The sequence below is a fragment of the Flammeovirga agarivorans genome, from assembly GCF_012641475.1.
Lineage (GTDB): Bacteria > Bacteroidota > Bacteroidia > Cytophagales > Flammeovirgaceae > Flammeovirga > Flammeovirga agarivorans.
Genome location: NZ_JABAIL010000011.1, coordinates 81,987 through 100,643 on the forward strand (window position 1 = coordinate 81,987; position 18,657 = coordinate 100,643).

Here is an 18,657-nt window from a genome sequence, read left to right on the forward strand (position 1 = left end):
ATATGGCAACAGAATTTAAAGTAACAGAAGAAGAACGCTTAGAAAAAGCAACTTCATCATCTACTTTTCAAGTTAAAGGACTTAGATGGTGGATTATTGGATTGGTCTGTCTGGCGACAATTATTAACTACATCGATAGGTCTGCAATGGCCATTATGTGGCCAAGTATCGCCGAGGATCTTAATATGAGTAAGAATGATTATGCAATGATCTTAAATGTTTTCATGATTGCTTACGCTATAGGTCAGTCAGTATCAGGAAAAATGTTTGATAAGATCGGAACAAAGCTTGGTTTTGTGATTTCAATCTCTGTTTGGGGTGTAGCAACTATGCTTCATGCAGTAGCAAAAGGAGTGTTCTCATTTGCAGGTTTCAGAATTATGCTAGGTATGGGTGAAGCCGGAAACTGGCCAGGAGCAGTAAAGAATAATGCAGAGTGGTTCCCAGTTAAAGAAAGAGCTTTAGCACAAGGTATTTTTAACTCAGGAGCAGCATTAGGTTCTGTTGTTGCCCCTCCGCTTATTGCCATTCTTTGGGCCACTTTTGGATGGGAAAAAACCTTTATGATTGTAGGTGTCTTGGGTCTACTTTGGGTTATTCCTTGGGTAATTATTAATAAAGGAATTCCAGCGAAACACCCTTGGATTACTAAAGCAGAAAAGGAATATATTCTTGCTGATCAGGAAGAGAAAAAAGATGCTGCTCCAGGTCTAAGTATGAAAGAAATTTTATCGCACAAGGCGTCATGGTCAGTGTTAATGTCAAGATTTTTCATCGAACCGATCTGGTGGTTATTCGTAGGTTGGATGCCATTATACTTATCTGATACGTATGGGTTCAATGTAAAAGAAATCGGTTATTTCGCTTGGGTACCATATGTAGGTGCTGCATTAGGTAGTTTATCAGGAGGATATTTTTCAGGTAAGTTGATGTTGGCAGGAGCGTCTGTTGATCAAGCAAGAAAAAGAACAATCTCGATTGGTGGTATCATCATGTTTACAGGTTTATTAGCGACAATTTTCTTAGCGGATAGTGCTTTAAAATTCGTGATTATCGTAGCCTTAGTATTATATGGTTTCCAGTTTGTGATCAGTAATATCCAAACGATACCAAGTGATTTATTTACAGGAAAGTCGGTAGGTTCACTAGCAGGACTAGGTGGTACTGTGGGTGTATTCTCAGTAATTATTATGAATTTCTTAGTTCCAATTATCTCTAGCTACTCTTATGTACCCATCTTCGTGATGATTGCAGTGTTCGTTCCATTAGGAGTAGGCTCGATTTATTTATTCGCTAAAGAAATCAAATCAATAAAATAAATTTTTAATCTCTCTTCTTTCACTAAAGCAGTTTTTGAGAGATAGCTGATTTATTTCACAAGTGAAAGAAGTACAACTTCAATTTATTATGTTATTAGAAAACAAAGTAGCCATTGTAACAGGTGGAGCTAGAGATATCGGTAAAGCGGTGTCTATGAAATTAGCTAAGGAAGGGGCAAAAGTTGTGATTAACTATTTCGATAATGAAGTACAAGCAACTCAAACTTTAATAGAAATAAAGGCATTAGGAGGAGACGCAATTCTAGTTCAAGGTGATATGACCAAGAAAGAAGATGTGGATAATGTTGTTGAGCAAGCGTTACAGGCTTATGGCGGTAAAATTGATATTTTAGTTAACGTAGCTGGCGGATTAGTAGCAAGAAAAAAATTGGATGAAATGGATGTTGATTTCTTTAACTTTGTGATTCAATTAAACTTAAATACTGTCATGTTAATGACGCAAGCGGTAGTACCTCATATGCCATCTGGCGGATCTATTGTCAACTTTGCTTCACAAGCAGGTAAAGATGGTGGTGGACCAGGAGCAAGTGCTTATGCTACAGCAAAAGGTGCAGTGATGACATTTACTCGTTCAATGGCTAAAGAGTTAGGACCGAAAAACATTCGTGTTAATTCTTTATGTCCAGGTATGATAGCAACAACTTTCCACGATACATTTACAACTACGGCAGTACGTGAGAAAGTAGCTGTTTCTACTCCATTAGGAAGAGAAGGTAAAGCAGAGGAAGTAGCAGATTTTGTTGCTTGTATCGCCTCGCCACAATCATCATTTGTGACGGGTACCAATATTGATATCAACGGAGGTTTAATGTTCTCATAACATGAAAAAGGTAGTAACATTTGGCGAATTACTTTATCGTTTTTCGCCAGTGGGCAACCTTCGTTTCTCACAAGCCAACCAATACGAAGCAACTGTAGGTGGAGCAGAAGCCAACATTGCAATCTCTTTAGCTCAATACGGTGATGACGTTGAATATGTAAGTATCGTTCCTGATAATGCATTAGGTCAATTTGCTGTTAGAGAAGTAAAGAAATGGGGAGCTGGAGTAGAAGGTGTCCAATTCGGAGGAGAGAAAATGGGGATGTACTTCCTCGAAAAAGGGGGTTCATTAAGAGGTGGTAATGTCATCTACGATAGAGCTGGAGCAAGTATCACCCATGTAGATGCAAATACATTTGATTGGGATGCCATCTTAGAAGATGCAGATTGGTTCCACTGGTCAGGTATCACACCGGCTTTATCGAAGGGTGCTGCTGCAGCCAATTTAGCCGCAGTGGAAGCCGCTTATAGAAAAGGAATTCCTGTTTCTTGTGACTTGAACTATAGAAGTAAGCTATGGAAATATGGTGTGGATCCAAAACACATCATGCCTAAGTTACTGGAGAACACAACAATTTGTTTAGCTAACGAAGAGGATGTAGCTAAGTACTTGGGTATTCAACCACAGGAATCTGATTACGAAATTGTAGATGGATTTGATAAACGTTGTTATAAGTTTATCAGTAAAGAAGTAATGAAGGCTTTTCCTAACCTTGATTATGTGATCACCACTTTAAGACAAACAATTAATGCTTCACACAACAGATGGTCAGGAGTGATCTACAACGGAGAAGAGTTTGTGATGGGTGATGTTCATGAAATCCCTTCAATTATTGATAGAGTAGGCGGTGGCGATTCATTTATGGCCGCTTATATCCACGGGAAAAGAAAATTTGTAGTAGACAAAGAGGCATTAGACTTTGCATTGGCTGCTTCTGCATACAAACTATCTATTCCTGGAGATTACAACATCGCAACGGAAGAAGAAGTTTTCCAGATTATGGATAAAAATAGCATTAAAAAAATCGACCGATAATTCATGGCAAGATTTACAAGAATTGAAGTTGTTTTAAGCATGAAGGAATGTGGAATCGTTCCGGTATTCTACCATCCCAATCCAGAAGTGTGCTGGGAGGTAGTATATGCATGCTATAAAGCAGGAGTAAGAGTTTTCGAATTTACGAATCGAGGAGACAATGCTCACAAGGTTTTCGATAAAGTAATGGAGAATGTAATATCGTTAGCTCCTGATATGAAAATGGGTGTTGGGTCTGTTGTCGACGATTATACTGCAAGTTTATATATTCAGAATGGAGCGGACTTTATCGTTTCTCCAATCTTGAATGCAGAAATAGCAAAGCGCTGTAATCGTAGAAAGGTGGCTTGGATGCCGGGCTGTGGGTCCGCATCTGAAATATCTTATGCAGAAGAGTTAGGTGCAGAGGTAGTGAAAATATTCCCAGGGTTACAAGTAGGTGGTCCTGAGTTTGTGAAAGCAGTAAAAGCACCTATGCCTTGGTCTAGTATTATGCCTACAGGAGGTGTACAACCTAAGTTTGATGAGCTACAAGAGTGGTTTAAAGCAGGAGTACATTGTGTAGGTCTAGGCTCTCAACTTCTCGACAAGAGTATGATTGAATTTGGTGATTATGAAGCTTTAACCCAACATATACAAAAGGTATTTGTAATGGCACAAGAGGCAAGAGGTGTCAAACAACCTTTGTTGGGTTAGGGCGTCATCGCCTTATTCTTTAAAAATATATGTCTAACATTAAATTTTTTATTATCGACAATTAACAACTACAACAATTTATAGGATCCTAACTAACAATTAGCAAGTGTGCAATGTTTCAAGGCTTCGTAGAAAGCAAACCACTTTAATTTACAATCAACACAAACGCTTCTTTTTTAGCACACATTAAATAATTAATCATGAACAACCAGTTGATTTTAATTGGAAAGAAGTTTTCGAACGTAATAATGGGAACAATGCTTTTTGCAGGTGCAATGAGCTGTACAAACAACCAACAAGAAGTGAGTATTGAGGAAGATGCTGCTCAAAGCAGTAATGCTAGAACTGTGGTTGGTCTAACTAACAGTAGCTTCGAAAGTAGCTGGAGTGGATGGAATGATGTCGATCCTTCTGCAGTTTCTGGAGATGCAAATACAGGATCTAAAGCGGCAAAAATCACCGGAGCAGGTGGTGAGTTTTCTCAAGATGTAGCTATTTCATCAAACACTGACTATGAACTTTCTGCGTATGTAAAAGGTAGCTGGAGAATTTCGGCTACAGTAAATGGAACAAGAAAATCAAGAAGCGGTAATACTTCTGATTGGAAATTGGAAACAGTATCTTTTAATTCAGGTTCAGGATCTACTGTAACGATTAAAGGAGAATACAACAGCGGAGAAGGAAGATATGATGATTTTGAATTAGCTACTGCTGACAATGGTGGTACAACTCCTCCTCCATCTAATGAAGGACCACTTTCAGTTTCTGGTGTGGCTTCATCATCGGATGACGGAAACGTTGCATCGAATACTATTGATGGAAACATTGGTACTCGTTGGTCTGCAAATGGTAATGGACAATGGGTTCGTTATGATTTTGGATCAGTAAAAAATGTTTCTTCAGTAAAAATTGCATGGTTTAAGGGTGATCAAAGATCAAGTACTTTTGAAATCTTAGCTGGAGATGCTACAAACGATTTATCGGTTGTGTATTCTGGAGTTGCTTCAGGAAGCACAGTAGAATTAGAAGATGTAAATGTATCTACATTCTCTGGTCGTTATGTACAAATCGTTGGCTATGGTAATACTTCAAACTCATGGAATAGTATTACAGAGGTTGAATTTGCAGGGACTGATGGTGATGGGAACGGCGTTGATCCTACAGATCCAGTAGACCCAGTTGATCCAACTCCTGGTGGATACCCATATGATGTACTTGGATTACAAAATTGGAAGTTAAATGCATTCTCTGGATCATTAAACAACCCTACTTTTGTTGATCAAATACCAAACTTAGACACTTACGAAAACGATAATTGGTTCTATACAGATGGTTCGAAAGTATTCTTTAAATGTTATGCAGGTTATCCTACATCTTCTGGATCAGGAAATCCTAGAACGGAATTAAGAGAATTAACTGCTAATGGATCTTCAAATATTTATTGGGACGGTGGTAGCGGAACTAACCGTATGGAATGGAAAGTTACTGTTAACCAATTACCAAGCTCAGGAAAGCTTTGCTTCGGACAAATTCACGGGCCTTCTAACTCTTATGACGATGTAATCCGTGTTCAGTTTGAAGGGAACCCGAACCAATCTTCAGGATCAGCGAGAATGAAGATCATGGGATGGGTAACAGAAGAGAACGGCGATAAGTCAGGCGACTTTATTGATGGTAATTGGGCACTTGACCAAGAGATGCACCTGGAATTGATTTTTGAGAATAGCAATGTTGTTCTTTATTCAATTTCATCAAGTGGATCAAGAACTGAGATTTACAGATTTAATGGTTGTAATAGTGATTCTAACTACTTTAAGGCAGGAAATTATATGCAATCGATGAAAGGTAAGTCATTGGATACTAGCGATTATGGCTTGGTATCTATCAGTTACTTAAAAGTTAAGCATTAACGGAAAACGGACGAATATATATCTAATTTCACTTTAATGTGTGTGCGATTTTAGTTCTCAAATGGACAACGCATAAACCATTCATGTTAGGAGTCATGCTAGAGTAAAAAACAGAAATTTGAGTGTTTAATAGATGTGTTTTTATTGGTAGCTCTAGTAGAACGAATAATGTGATCAATTTCAAAACTAAATATTTAGAGACATGGCATTGCTGTGTCTCTATTTTTTTTGCAAGTGTTGTATTAACGGTTATTGTGTGTTATTAAAGAATTTCATATTTATATTTGGGCAAATTACTAAATATGAAACAGCAGACTTTAAATATCCTATTATTAGTTTTACTTTCATTTCAGTTAACATACGCCAACAGTATTAATGATGCGATAAGAAAAGCAACGCAAAAACAAGAGTCTTCTCCAGACAGCTGTATCGATTTGTCTCAGAAAATTCTAACGCAATTAACAGACGAACAGGTAAAAGAGAAAGCTCAGGTATATTGGAACTTAGCACAAGGTTATTTATATAAACATCAATACCATACCGCACTATTTTATGGACTAAAGGGAGAGGAGTTATTGAAAAACGATAATGAATCATTCATTTACCAAGACATCATGGCCACTTTAGGTTGGGTATATTATGATATTGGCAATCCAGCTCAAGCTATCCCATATCATAGAAAAGCATTGGAGGCTGCCCAACGAAGGAACGATTTTGAAAGTGAAATCCGTTATACCAACGCCTTGGGACTTGACGCATCAGCCGCAAAGCTTTTTGACAAAGGGTTAAATTACTTTATGAAGGCCAAATTCTTAATTGAACAATCTGGAAAGCCACACCTTCGATTACAATCTATGTTAGATAATAATATTGGAATGATTTATATCGAGTATGAAAATTGGGATAAGGCAGAAGCAAGCTTAAGAAACTCTATTAAAAATAGTACTGGTAAGGCGACTTCCTTGTTGGAATCCTACGCCTTATTAGCACAAGTGACGCTCAATAAAAAACAACTGGAAGAAACTAAAAAGCTCTTGGATCTTTGTGAAGAACTATCCCATAAAACCACTTATAGTTTTAGTCTTTTGGAATACTACAAGGTAAGAATTGATTATGAAGAACTAATCGGTCATTACAAAGAAGCCTACCTATTTCAAAAGAAATATTTGACTTTGCATAATAAGGTAGACAATGAGGGAGTGCAAGAAGTGATGAATTACCTTCTTAATGTCCAAGAGCAGAAATTAGCCCAAGATCAATTATTGATTGAACAGGCGAAAACTATCGAAGGGAAAAGATATCAATTGGCAGTAGTAGGCGTATTATTAATGATATTAATAGTAGGTATATTCTATTATGTATTCCGTTCAAGAGCAGAAAGAGAAGTTTTAAAGCAAGAGCTATTGCAAAAAGAATTAGCTGCTAAACAAAAGGAAAAGGAAGAGTTGAACAATGAGTTAGCTTTTAAGAATGAAAAGCTAGAAACATTGGCCTTGAACCTCAACCAAAGAAATGAGTTGATTGATGCCTTATCCGAGCAAATCAAAGAAAACTCTTCAAAAGAAGTTCGAGAGGGATGGAATAATTTTATGAATGTCATCCAACAATCTCATAAGACTCATGAGATATCAGATAAAGTAGTACAGAGTTTTAGGTATAGATTGCAAGAGAAGTTTCCTAGTCTAACCGAAAAAGATCAGCAATTAGTCATGGATATTAGAAATAATCTATCATCAAAAGAGATAGCAGACAAATACCATGTTGCTGTAAAATCTGTTGAAATGAGCAGGTATAGATTACGTAAAAAATTGAATATCGAAAAAGGAACCCATTTAAAGGATTTTATTATGGAAATCTGATAAATTATTGTAGAGGTTTACCTCTACATTCGAACTCTACGATGAAAAAAAAGAGTTGTATAGTTTTTAATTAAGTATCAGTAAATCAAGTAAATAGTAATTAAAATAATAATCTTTTAATCGTTGTATAGATTGAGTATAGGTTGAAAAATTTTAAATGTAAAAACAACACCCTTACTTTGCCCATGTGAACAAACAACAAGAGTTTATTTTACATTATGATCAAAAAATTACACATATTATTCTTCTTATCATTAGGTGGTATTCTTCTAGGGTGCCATACTAATAAAGATATTTCTAAGGGGAATAAAACACGATTCAGCTATCCTAATGTTCTTAATTTAAAAGGGAATATTATTAACCCCAATCAGGAAGGAGTTTCTTCTTTTTCTGATCTTGGTACTTGGCATTCATTTAGTTTAGTAGATGAAAATACATCTACAAAAAAAGGAGCTTTTGTGGGACCTTTCTTAATGAGGCAACAAGAAAGTATCTGGTTGAGCCCATCTTTAGTAGGACTTACGATCAAAGATGTACAGGCAGATCAATTGTTGGACCTTTCTAAAGCGAGCTTAAAAGAAAATACATTTTACCCAGGCGTATTAAAGCAGTCGTTTGCTATCGACAAGTTGGATATTGTATTGTACCTATTCAATATCAATCAACGTTCATCGATGATTACAGCAGAAATTACCAACAACGGGAAAGCAAAAGAATTTCAGTTGGGTTTCTCAGGATCAGTATTTAATAACTTCTCTAAGGGTATAAGAGAAACAGCACATGGTTTAGAAGTAGACATTGTCAATGACGAGAAAGTAAACTTAGTATTCCAGGAGAAAAACATTCACCTTGGAGATAGTGATTATGTATATCTAGAAAATGCAAGACTACTTCCTGCAAAGGGCGAAACATCTATCTCAATGGCGATGAGTTATACTTTTTCGACTCAAGAAGAACAAGAGTTTAACAAGAAAAATATAGCAGGGTTAAAACAAGCACAGCAATTATTATCAGATAATGAACACCGTTGGAATGGATATATCAATACACTAAATCAAGGTGATACAGATAGAATTTTAGCGATCGAAAAATATGATAGATTGGCAGTTAAATCTTTGCTAACCCTAATGCATAATTGGAGGTCTGAAGCAGGCGATATCAAACATCAAGGTATTGTTCCTTCGTATGCGGCAACGTATTTTCAAGGACTTTGGGCGTGGGACTCATGGAAACATGCAGTAGCAATTGCACCTTTTGAGGGAGAGTTGGCAAAGGATCAGATCAGAGCGATGTATGACTACCAAAACCAAGAGGGGATGATTGCAGATTGTTTCTTTAGAGATCTTCAAATTGAAGGTGTGAACTGGAGAAATACAAAAGCACCTTTATCGGGATGGTCAATTTATAAAGTTTTTGAAGCAACAAACGATAAGGACTTTTTAGTTGAGATGTATCCGAAACTAAAGAAATATCATGAGTGGTGGTACATAAATAGAGACCATGACAACAATGGCCTATGTGAGTACGGATCAACAGACGGAACTAGAATTGCTGCAGCATGGGAGAGTGGTATGGATAATGCCGTTAGGTTCGATAAAGCAACTATAATGGAAAATACAAAAGGTGCATTTTCTATCAATCAAGAGTCTGTAGATTTAAATGCGTATTTGTACCAAGAAAAGCTTTTCTTAAGTCTGATTGCTGATCGAATCAATAAACAAGAGGATGCTGAAAAGTATAACCAAGAAGCATTGAAGTTAAAGAAGATGATACAGGAAATCATGTATTCTGAAGAAGATGGCTTCTTTTATGATGTTACTTTAGGCAATCAGAATGTAGTAGCGATACAAGGTCCAGAAGGTTGGTCGCCATTGTACAATGAAATTGCTACAAAAGAACAGGCAGCGAGTGTAATGAAAGTGATGCTAGATGATACAAAGTTCAACACACCAATGCCTTTCCCAACATTAAGTGCTGCCAACGAACAGTTTAATCCAGAAAAAGGGTATTGGAGAGGACCTGTGTGGTTGGATCAAGCCTACTTCGGAATAATGGGATTATATAACTACGGTTATAAAAACGAAGCAAAAGAAATGGCTGAAAAACTAGTCAATAGTGCAGAAGGGTTAGTGAATTCAGATAAGCCTATCAGAGAGAATTACCACCCGATGACAAAACAAGGGTTAAATGCAGAACATTTCAGTTGGAGTGCAGCCCATATCCTGATGATGTTTTAGTAAGCAAATAGAGATTATATAAGATATTAAGACCAACTCCTCAATGAAATATATAGCAATTATATTCCTGGCACTGTACACCCAATTTTGTCTTGGGCAACAGTTGGAAGACTGGGAGGATCCGAACATTTTTGCCATCAATATGATGGAACCACATGCCATTTTCTATGTATTTGATAACAAGGAAGAGGCATTGAAAAAGGATTGGAATCATTCAAGCAACTATAAGTCTTTGAATGGTACTTGGAAGTTCAATTGGTCGGTCGCCCCGACAAAACGTCCAAAAGATTTTTACAAAATAGATTACAATGTAAGTAATTGGGATGAGATCAAAGTGCCTTCAAACATTGAGTTGCAAGGGTATTCAGCTCCAATCTACACAGATGTACCTTATGCTTTCGAACCAAACCCTCCGTTTGTTCCTGTAGATCACAACCCTGTAGGGTCGTACAAGAGAAAATTTACAGTACCTTCAGACTGGAATGGTGAGCAAATTATTATCCATTTTGGTGCAGTGAATTCTGCTATGTATTTATGGGTAAACGGTGAGAAAGTAGGCTATGGTGAAGGATCAAAAACTCCAATGGAATTTGACATCACAAGCTACTTAAAAGAAGGTGAAAATGATCTTGCCGTTGAATTGTACCGTTTTTCAGATGGCTCTTACTTAGAAGATCAGGACATGTGGAAAATGAGTGGAATCGAAAGAGATGTGTATTTATATGCTCGTACACAAAACCATATCCGCGACTTTTTCATTCATCCTTCTTTAACCAATAACTATACGGATGGAACACTTAGCGTTGACTTTGATATCATAAAGGAGGGCAAAGAAAAGCTGACTATTGAGGTAGAGTTATTGGATGAAGGTAAAGTGGTAGCTTCTGCAAAAGGTATCAGTAAACTGGACAAACAATTGACGGTGAACTTCAAAAATCCAATCAGAAATGTAAGAAAATGGACGGCTGAAACACCGAATTTATACGATATCAGAATCACTTTATACAATGCGAAAAAAGAGGTTCTAGAATCAACAGTAAGAACAATTGGTTTCAGAACTTCTGAAATTAAGAACAAGCAATTGTTGGTAAACGGTGTTCCTGTAACAATCAGAGGCGTCAACAGACATGAGCATTCTGCAGAAAATGGCAACATTATCTCAGAGGAGGAAATGATCAGAGATATCCAATTGATGCAACAATTCAACATCAATGCGGTAAGAGCTTCTCATTATCCAAACATGGCAAAATGGTACGAGCTATGTGACCGTTACGGAATGTATATCGTTGATGAAGCCAATATTGAATCGCATGGTATGGGTTACGGAGAGGAGTCTCTAGCAAAAGATACGACTTGGTTGGCGACGCATTTGAACAGAACGCAAAGAATGGTGGAAAGAACTAAAAACCATCCTTCTATTATTGTTTGGTCTTTAGGAAATGAAGCTGGTGATGGTATCAACTTTGAGAAGACTTCAGCTTGGATTAAGAGCAGAGATCTTTCTAGACCCGTACAATACGAGCAAGCAAAATCGAGACCTCATACAGACATTACAGTACCAATGTATGCGACAATCGATTGGATGAGAGAGTACATTGAAGGAGATTACGAGAAGCCTTATATCCTTTGTGAGTATGCTCATGCGATGGGTAATTCGGTAGGAAACTTACAGGGATATTGGGATTTGATTTACTCAGAGCCAAGTTTACAAGGTGGATTTATCTGGGATTGGGCAGACCAAACTTTCACTCAGGTAGATAGAGATGGAAAGCCTTTCTACGCATACGGTGGTGATATGGGATTTGTAGGTATTCATAACGATTCATCGTTCTGTGCGAATGGTTTGGTGACTAGTGATAGAAAATTGAATCCTCATATCTGGGAAGTAAAAAAGGTGTACCAACCTTTCAAAATTCTAAGTGCAGATGCAGCCAAAGGCAACTTTAAACTTTGGAACCGTTTCAACTTTATTAATACAGAAGATTATGTGATGTCTTACCAAATCAAATATTATGATGAGGTAGTGGCAGAACAAGATATCGAGATGCCGCTCGTGGCCGCTCAGGATACAGTAGATTTCAACATCACTTACCCAGCATTAGAGAACAAGTTTGGTGGTGAATATGTGATTACAATTTATATCAGAAGTAAAAATTCTTCGGCATTGGTAGAGGCAAATCATGAAATCGCTTGGGATCAATATGTGATCAAGTCTTTTGAAAAGCCCATGGCTTCGACAAAGAAAATTGATTTCGAAGTAACTGACGGAGAAGCAGAAATAGTGATAGAAAACACTTCAACAAAGATTGTATTCAACAAAGAAACAGGAATAATTCAGGAATGGGTAGCGAACAAGGTTTCATTGATGAATGAAGGACCTCAGCCGAACTTCTGGAGAGCACCCACTGAAAACGATTTGGCTTGGGAGATGCCTAAGAAATTAGACATATGGAGAAACGTTACGATCACAAACACAACGGTAACCAACGAAGTTCTTGAAGATCAAGTGAAAGTGACAGTAAAAGAAGAATTGTCACTTGAAGGATCATCAGTAACAACAACATATTCAATATATAATGATGATATTCATGTACAAGTGGACTATCATTTAAATGAAGAATTAGCCGACTTACCAAGATTGGGTATGCAGTTTAAAATGGACAAGACTTTCGATACTATGAAATGGTACGGTAGAGGTCCTTTGGAAAGCTATATTGATAGAAAATCGGGTATGAAGCTAGGGGTTTACGAAGGTAAGGTTTGGGATCAATATTACCCATATGTAAGACCACAAGAAACAGGACTAAAAGAAGATACACAATGGGTCACTTTTAGAAATGAAAAAGGAAACGGTCTATTGATTGTAGCCGACAATGAAATGTCTGTCAATGCTCAACAATTTGATTTCTCTTCTTTAGAGCACAGAGGTCAAAGAGAAATGGCACATGGTACAGACTTAGCACCTACGGATGAAATCTCGATTTGTATAGATCACAAACACATGGGATTAGGTGGTGACACAAGTTGGGGTTGGAGAGCGCAAGCACATCCTGAATTCAGAGTGAAATCTCAAGATTACTCATTTGGATTTAGAATGACACCAATCCAAAACGGACAAGATGTTTACAAAAAAGTGAGCTATTCTTCGGAAGCGTCAAACAGTAAATAACATGGAAACACTTTTGTTTTTAGGTGGAGGGGTACTCGTTGGGTACCTCTTCAGAAAAAGAGCTTCTCTACAGGAAAAAGTAGAGAAAGGAATTTCAGTAATGATATGGGTATTGCTTTTCTTTTTAGGTATCTCTATTGGTGCAAATCAAGAAGTAATTGAGAGTATTCACATCATTGGCTGGAAGGCATTTATCCTAACGATTGGCGGAATTGCAGGAAGTATCGCCTGTTCATATTTAGTGTATCTGAAATTTTTTAAATCATGAAAGGAACCCTCATTACACTAGCTTTTTTTGTCGGAGGATGCATATTGTCCTTATTGGGTATCACACCAGATTTTTTTATCGAAAACGATCTTAGCACCTACGCCCTCTATATTTTGATGGCATTGGTAGGCGTAAGTTTAGGGTTGGATGAATCATCAATTGATATCCTTAAAAAAGCAAACTTAGGATTGGTATTGGTACCTGTATCGATAGGTTTTGGAAGTATTATCGGAGCAGGCTTGGCTTACACTTTAATTGCTGAATCGTTTAGAGAAGGAATGGCAGTAGGGGCAGGCTTTGGATACTACAGTTTGTCGAGTATTTATATCTCCAACACCTATGATACCACCTTGGGAGTAATTGCTTTATTGTCGAATATTTCTAGAGAATTATTGACACTGCTAATTACACCAATTTTAGTGAAACGTTTTGGTAAAATGTCGCCAATTGCTAGTGCAGGAGCGACGTCAATGGATACCACTTTACCAGTTATCACCCAATTTTCAGGAAAAGAATATGCATTGGTATCATTATTTAGTGGGATCGTCCTTACCATTATGGTACCCATATTATTACCAATAATATTATAAAACTAAACTGTTCATAATTAAATGAAGAGCATCAAAATCAGGTGATTGTTGGGGTAAACACATACACATACTATTTGAAATGAAACTTACACCTCGCTAAACTTTTTGATCCTCACCAAACAAACAACAATTCAATATTTGTCACACATTAACAAAAAAGAAATGAAATTAAACTTTACACACCTCTCCAATAAGTCATTGCGCTTATTGATGGTTATTGGGTTGTTTATGTGCTCATTGAGTTCATATGCACAAAATAGAATCATCAAAGGTCATGTTACTGATGAAACAGGGAGTGGCACACCAGGCGTTAACATTGTTATTACGGGAACAACAATAGGTACTGTAACAGACATTAGTGGTAATTTTGCTTTGGAAGTGGCCAATGGAAACACCATTGAATTCCGATACATTGGTTATGTTACTCAGACATTAGAAGTAGTAGCTTCAAGAGATGAATACAATGTTCAGTTACAAGTGGATGCTCAAGAATTGGAGGAAATTGTAGTCGTTGGTTACGGTGTCCAAAAGAAGAGTGATTTATCCAGTGCGGTTTCTACAGTAAAAGCCGATGAAGCTAACAAGATTGCAGCAGCCTCTTCTGCTTCTATGTTACAAGGTAGAACTTCTGGTGTATCCGTAATCAATGGAGGAGCTCCAGGTACGACACCTTATATCAAAATTAGAGGGATGTCCTCTTTTGGTGATGTGCAACCTTTATTTGTGATTGACGGAATCCCTGGCGGTGATATTTCTATGATTAACCCCGATGATATCGCATCTTTTGAAATTCTTAAAGATGGTGCTGCTGCAGCAATCTACGGTTCGTTAGCAGCAAACGGGGTAGTATTAGTTACTACAAAATCAGGAAAGAAAAACCAGAAGATGAAGATCGATTTCAATATGTATTCTGGTATCCAAAAAGCAACCAATCAGTTACCAATGGCTAACTCTGAAGAATGGTATTCTATTATGAACCAATCTTACAATAATTCTATTGCAGATGGATCATTAGCGGAGTCAGCAAAGCCTGCTTATTTACAGGCAGGTTCTGGATTTGATTTAAATAACTATGCTAACACCGATTGGCAAAATGAGACTTTACAAACAGGTATTATCCAAAATTATTCATTAGGAATGTCTGGTGGTGGAGAGTCATCAAATTATAACTTCTCGATGAACTACTTTAACCAAGATGGGGTAGTGATCAATACAGGTACTGAAAGATATAACTTCAGATATAAATCGACTTTCGAAAAAGGTAATTTGAAGATTTCACCAAATATTATTTATACGCATACGGTAACAGATAACAATACAATGAGTATGTCAAATATGCAAAAGGCATTACCATTGGTTGCTGTAAATGATCCATCAAAAGAGTCAGGTTACGGTTATATTAATGAGTATGATATTCGTAGTGGAGCTAATCCTGTAGGCCAATCGGAAATCATCAATTCACAAGACACAAAAGATCAGTTGCAAGCGAATTTGGGATTAAACTATCAGTTTAGCGATCATTTCTTTGCAATGGGTAATTTAGGTTACACTAAGAATTTCTTCCAAAATAGATATTATGCTCCTGCATATGTTCTTGCTTCAGATACGCAAAGACAAGATCCTTACTTAAGTGAATACCGTTCAGATTGGAGTGATTTAAACTATGACTTCACATTGAACTATATGAATACTTTTGGTAAGCACAGTGTATCAGCCATGGCCGGTATTGTTGGATACAAGTACGACTATCAAAATATTGATATGAATGTAACAGGAGGAGCGATGTTCCCTGACTTTGGAGGATTAAATCCATCTTTTGGAGGTATGGCTTCTGGTGATTTCATTGGTGCAGGTGGATTCCAAACAGTCACTCGTTTCAGTTACATGACAAGGTTAAACTATAGCTACGATGATCGTTATTTAGTACAAGCGACAGTAAGAACAGATGGTTCGTCTAAGTTTGGAGAAAACAACCGTTGGGGTACTTTCCCATCCGTTTCAGCGGCTTGGAAAATCCATAATGAAGAGTTCTTCGGTGGTATGACAGACATCTTCTCTGAACTAAAACTTAGAGGTTCATATGGTATCTTAGGTAGAGAAACTACATTGGATGCTTACTCTCGTCAGGCTTTAGTAGAGAATGGCTTCTGGTATGTTTGGGGTGGTCAGCCTGTAGGTGGTATCGGTTCTTTTGAAATGGCCAATCCAGACTTAGCATGGGAACAATCAAAAACGATGAATATTGGTTTAGACTTTGGTTTATTAGAGGATAAGATCTACGGTACTTTCAATTACTATGAAAATAACTCGGAATCATTATTAATGGAAGAACCAAATACACCTCCTTCTTCAGGTGTTGAACCTCCAATTGTCAACCTAGGAACAATTTCTAACAGAGGTATTGAGATTGAGTTAGGATACAGAGGAGCAGTTGGTGATTTTAAATATGATGTAAAGGGTAACATCACAACGATCAAAAATGAAGTAGTATCGTTAGGTGGTTCAGACGCAATGCTTCCGGGTAATGATATTGCCTACACAGGTGCACAGACGTTTTCTGCAGTAGGCGCATCCGCTTCTCAGTTTTACATGTACAAAACAAATGGAATCTTCCAAACTCAAGAGCAAATTGATAACTATGTTGGACCTGAGGGTACTCCAATTCAGCCTAATGCCCAACCAGGTGATGTTATCTATGTAGACGTTAACGGAGACGGCATGATCGATTCACAAGATATCACAGATGTTGGATCGCCATTACCTACTTTAGAATATGGCTTAAATCTAGGATTCTCTTATAAAGGTTGGGACATGTCGATGTTCTTCCAAGGGGTGTCTGGAAATAAGATTCTTAACGTCAATAGATATGAAATGGAAGCAGCCAACAATGGCTTTAACGTATCCTCTGACCTAATGAATGCTTGGACACCAACAAACACAAATACAGATATTCCAAGAAATGTTCAGGTAGACAATAACAATAACTATATGATGTCAGATAGATTCTTAGAAGACGGTTCTTACTTCCGTTTAAAGAACATCCAAATTGGGTACTCTTTACCAAAATCTACTTTAGCTAAAATGAAGGTGGAGAAATTAAGAATTTATGTAAATGCGGATAACTTGTTTACGATCACAGATTATTCAGGGTATGATCCAGAAATTGTTCCTACTGATGCACTAACACAAGGTGTAGACTACGGAAACTATCCAATGTATCAGACCTTTACAGCGGGTGTACAAGTTACTTTCTAATCACTAAATACGAACAGACAATGAAAAAATTATCAATATATATATTCGCTTTTGTAGCACTATTTTCATTAGGTGCCTGTGATAATTACTTAGATCAAGAATCACCGGATCAACCTACAACGGATCAGGTATGGCAAAGCTATGAGGCAGCGGAAAAATACTTGGCTTCAGCTTACTCATACATTTCAGCCAATGGCTGGAGATACCATGAGTACTATTACCTACCACAAAACTTTAGAGCGGACGACCTATTTCCTGAAAACGGAACAACAGCATGGTCTTATTTAGCTAGAATTGTTGGCTTTAATAATACAGCTTCGGACGGTGTACCATCTGAGTTGTGGACGAATTGGTACAAAGGGGTGAAGTTAGCGAATGATGTTATCGCCAATGTTCCAGAAATGGAAATGCTTTCCGAAGACGAAAAGAACGAATTAGTTGCTGAAGCAAAATACCTAAGAGGCTTCTACTTCTTGAATTTACAGATGAATTTCCATGCGATCATTATGCCTGTAACTGTAGCAGAAAGTTCTGAAGATCTTCAGTTAGGAACATCTACAAAGCAACAGGTATTTGATCAAGTAGTAGAAGATCTTGCTTTTGCTGCCCAACATTTACCTTCAGATTGGGATGCAGACCAATGGGGAAGAGCAACAAAACATGCTGCAAATGCATTTTTAGGTAAGGCACACCTTTATATGGGTAATTACCAAAATGCTGTGGAAGCGTTCAATAAAATTTCAGGACATGACCTAGTGGATGGTGATCAATATAGAGGAATGTTTGATGGAACATTGGAGCAAAATATTGAGGTATTATTTTCTAGAGGCTATACTGAGGAGCAAATGGATGCATTAGGATTGTATCATCAAATTGGTGTAGCAATGGCTCCTGGCGATCTTCAAGGGGGCTGGAATATGGCAAGTGTATCAAATTATTTTATGAATCAGTTAGAGGCTGGTGATGTAAGAAAAGCGGCATCTGTATTAGAGCATGGTGAAGAATTTGATGGTCAAACTATTGAATTTTTAAACCCTGAATTTAAGATGAGCATTAAATATGTGGAATCTTTAGAATCGATTTCTATTAACCGTTCTGTGGTAGATATTATTCTAATGCGTTATGCTGATGTTCTTTTAATGCAGGCAGAAGCAAATTACGAATTAGGTAATGAAGGAGTAGCTTTAAACTTAGTCAACAGAATTAGAAATAGAGCTGGATTAGCAAATTCAAATGCATCAGGTACTGATTTAAGAGATGAAATCAGAAAGCAAAGAATGATTGAACTCATCGGTGAAAATTCGAGATATTATGATCTGGTACGTTGGGGAATCGTTAAAGAGCAATTAGAAATGGCTCAACAACCTTATGCACAAAACCATGAAGAAAAACATAATTTTTTTCCAATCCCATTAGAGGAAGTACAAAGAAATCCAAATGTTGAACCAACCCCTGGTTTCTAATATTCTCAATAGAA

At 37.3% G+C, this 18,657-nt stretch carries 12 protein-coding genes; all 12 read left to right on the top strand.

Going from position 1 to position 18,657, the window contains the following annotated elements; all coding sequences use genetic code 11:
* Nucleotides 1–2 precede the first annotated feature (2 nt).
* Entirely contained in the window at nucleotides 3–1,319 is a 1,317-nt protein-coding gene (locus HGP29_RS24165; RefSeq protein WP_168885034.1) for an MFS transporter, read from the top strand.
* Between the two features lie 61 nt (nucleotides 1,320–1,380).
* Nucleotides 1,381–2,160, top strand: coding sequence for an SDR family NAD(P)-dependent oxidoreductase (locus tag HGP29_RS24170; protein ID WP_317169963.1), 780 nt, complete (start codon nucleotides 1,381–1,383; stop codon nucleotides 2,158–2,160).
* Between the two features lies 1 nt (nucleotide 2,161).
* Nucleotides 2,162–3,196, top strand: a complete 1,035-nt coding sequence (locus HGP29_RS24175) for a sugar kinase (RefSeq protein WP_168885035.1) — start codon at nucleotides 2,162–2,164, stop codon at nucleotides 3,194–3,196.
* A gap of 3 nt (nucleotides 3,197–3,199) precedes the next feature.
* A complete protein-coding gene (locus tag HGP29_RS24180; protein ID WP_168885036.1) occupies nucleotides 3,200–3,892 on the top strand; it encodes a bifunctional 4-hydroxy-2-oxoglutarate aldolase/2-dehydro-3-deoxy-phosphogluconate aldolase in 693 nt (230 codons plus the stop codon).
* A gap of 200 nt (nucleotides 3,893–4,092) precedes the next feature.
* Entirely contained in the window at nucleotides 4,093–5,802 is a 1,710-nt protein-coding gene (locus HGP29_RS24185) for a polysaccharide lyase family 7 protein (RefSeq protein WP_168885037.1), read from the top strand.
* Nucleotides 5,803–6,104: 302 nt separating this feature from the next.
* Nucleotides 6,105–7,661 (top strand): tetratricopeptide repeat protein, encoded by a 1,557-nt coding sequence (locus HGP29_RS24190; RefSeq protein ID WP_168885038.1) that lies wholly within the window; start codon nucleotides 6,105–6,107, stop codon nucleotides 7,659–7,661.
* 218 nt (nucleotides 7,662–7,879) lie between these two features.
* Nucleotides 7,880–9,898 carry an MGH1-like glycoside hydrolase domain-containing protein gene (locus HGP29_RS24195; RefSeq protein WP_168885039.1) on the top strand — a complete coding sequence of 673 codons (2,019 nt, stop codon included), beginning with the start codon at nucleotides 7,880–7,882 and terminating at the stop codon, nucleotides 9,896–9,898.
* Nucleotides 9,899–9,941: 43 nt separating this feature from the next.
* Nucleotides 9,942–13,067, top strand: a complete 3,126-nt coding sequence (locus HGP29_RS24200) for a glycoside hydrolase family 2 TIM barrel-domain containing protein (protein WP_168885040.1) — start codon at nucleotides 9,942–9,944, stop codon at nucleotides 13,065–13,067.
* Between the two features lies 1 nt (nucleotide 13,068).
* Nucleotides 13,069–13,335 carry a LysO family transporter gene (locus HGP29_RS24205; RefSeq protein WP_168885041.1) on the top strand — a complete coding sequence of 89 codons (267 nt, stop codon included), beginning with the start codon at nucleotides 13,069–13,071 and terminating at the stop codon, nucleotides 13,333–13,335.
* Entirely contained in the window at nucleotides 13,332–13,925 is a 594-nt protein-coding gene (locus HGP29_RS24210) for a lysine exporter LysO family protein (RefSeq protein ID WP_168885042.1), read from the top strand. The genes HGP29_RS24205 and HGP29_RS24210 overlap by 4 nt, the downstream gene beginning before the upstream one ends.
* A 162-nt stretch (nucleotides 13,926–14,087) precedes the next feature.
* The gene (locus HGP29_RS24215; RefSeq protein WP_168885043.1) at nucleotides 14,088–17,180 is read left to right on the top strand and encodes a SusC/RagA family TonB-linked outer membrane protein; all 3,093 of its coding nucleotides are present in this window, start codon (nucleotides 14,088–14,090) and stop codon (nucleotides 17,178–17,180) included.
* 20 nt (nucleotides 17,181–17,200) lie between these two features.
* Nucleotides 17,201–18,643 (top strand): RagB/SusD family nutrient uptake outer membrane protein, encoded by a 1,443-nt coding sequence (locus tag HGP29_RS24220; RefSeq protein ID WP_168885044.1) that lies wholly within the window; start codon nucleotides 17,201–17,203, stop codon nucleotides 18,641–18,643.
* Nucleotides 18,644–18,657: the final 14 nt, after the last annotated feature.

What these genes read in the sequence shown, in the direction of transcription:
- HGP29_RS24180 (WP_168885036.1), top strand. Translation starts at nt 3,200, where the DNA reads ATGGCAAGATTTACAAGAATTGAAGTTGTTTTAAGCATGAAGGAATGT.
- HGP29_RS24175 (WP_168885035.1), top strand. Translation starts at nt 2,162, where the DNA reads ATGAAAAAGGTAGTAACATTTGGCGAATTACTTTATCGTTTTTCGCCA.
- HGP29_RS24165 (WP_168885034.1), top strand. Translation starts at nt 3, where the DNA reads ATGGCAACAGAATTTAAAGTAACAGAAGAAGAACGCTTAGAAAAAGCA.
- HGP29_RS24210 (WP_168885042.1), top strand. Translation starts at nt 13,332, where the DNA reads ATGAAAGGAACCCTCATTACACTAGCTTTTTTTGTCGGAGGATGCATA.
- HGP29_RS24205 (WP_168885041.1), top strand. Translation starts at nt 13,069, where the DNA reads ATGGAAACACTTTTGTTTTTAGGTGGAGGGGTACTCGTTGGGTACCTC.
- HGP29_RS24215 (WP_168885043.1), top strand. Translation starts at nt 14,088, where the DNA reads ATGAAATTAAACTTTACACACCTCTCCAATAAGTCATTGCGCTTATTG.
- HGP29_RS24200 (WP_168885040.1), top strand. Translation starts at nt 9,942, where the DNA reads ATGAAATATATAGCAATTATATTCCTGGCACTGTACACCCAATTTTGT.
- HGP29_RS24190 (WP_168885038.1), top strand. Translation starts at nt 6,105, where the DNA reads ATGAAACAGCAGACTTTAAATATCCTATTATTAGTTTTACTTTCATTT.
- HGP29_RS24195 (WP_168885039.1), top strand. Translation starts at nt 7,880, where the DNA reads ATGATCAAAAAATTACACATATTATTCTTCTTATCATTAGGTGGTATT.
- HGP29_RS24220 (WP_168885044.1), top strand. Translation starts at nt 17,201, where the DNA reads ATGAAAAAATTATCAATATATATATTCGCTTTTGTAGCACTATTTTCA.
- HGP29_RS24185 (WP_168885037.1), top strand. Translation starts at nt 4,093, where the DNA reads ATGAACAACCAGTTGATTTTAATTGGAAAGAAGTTTTCGAACGTAATA.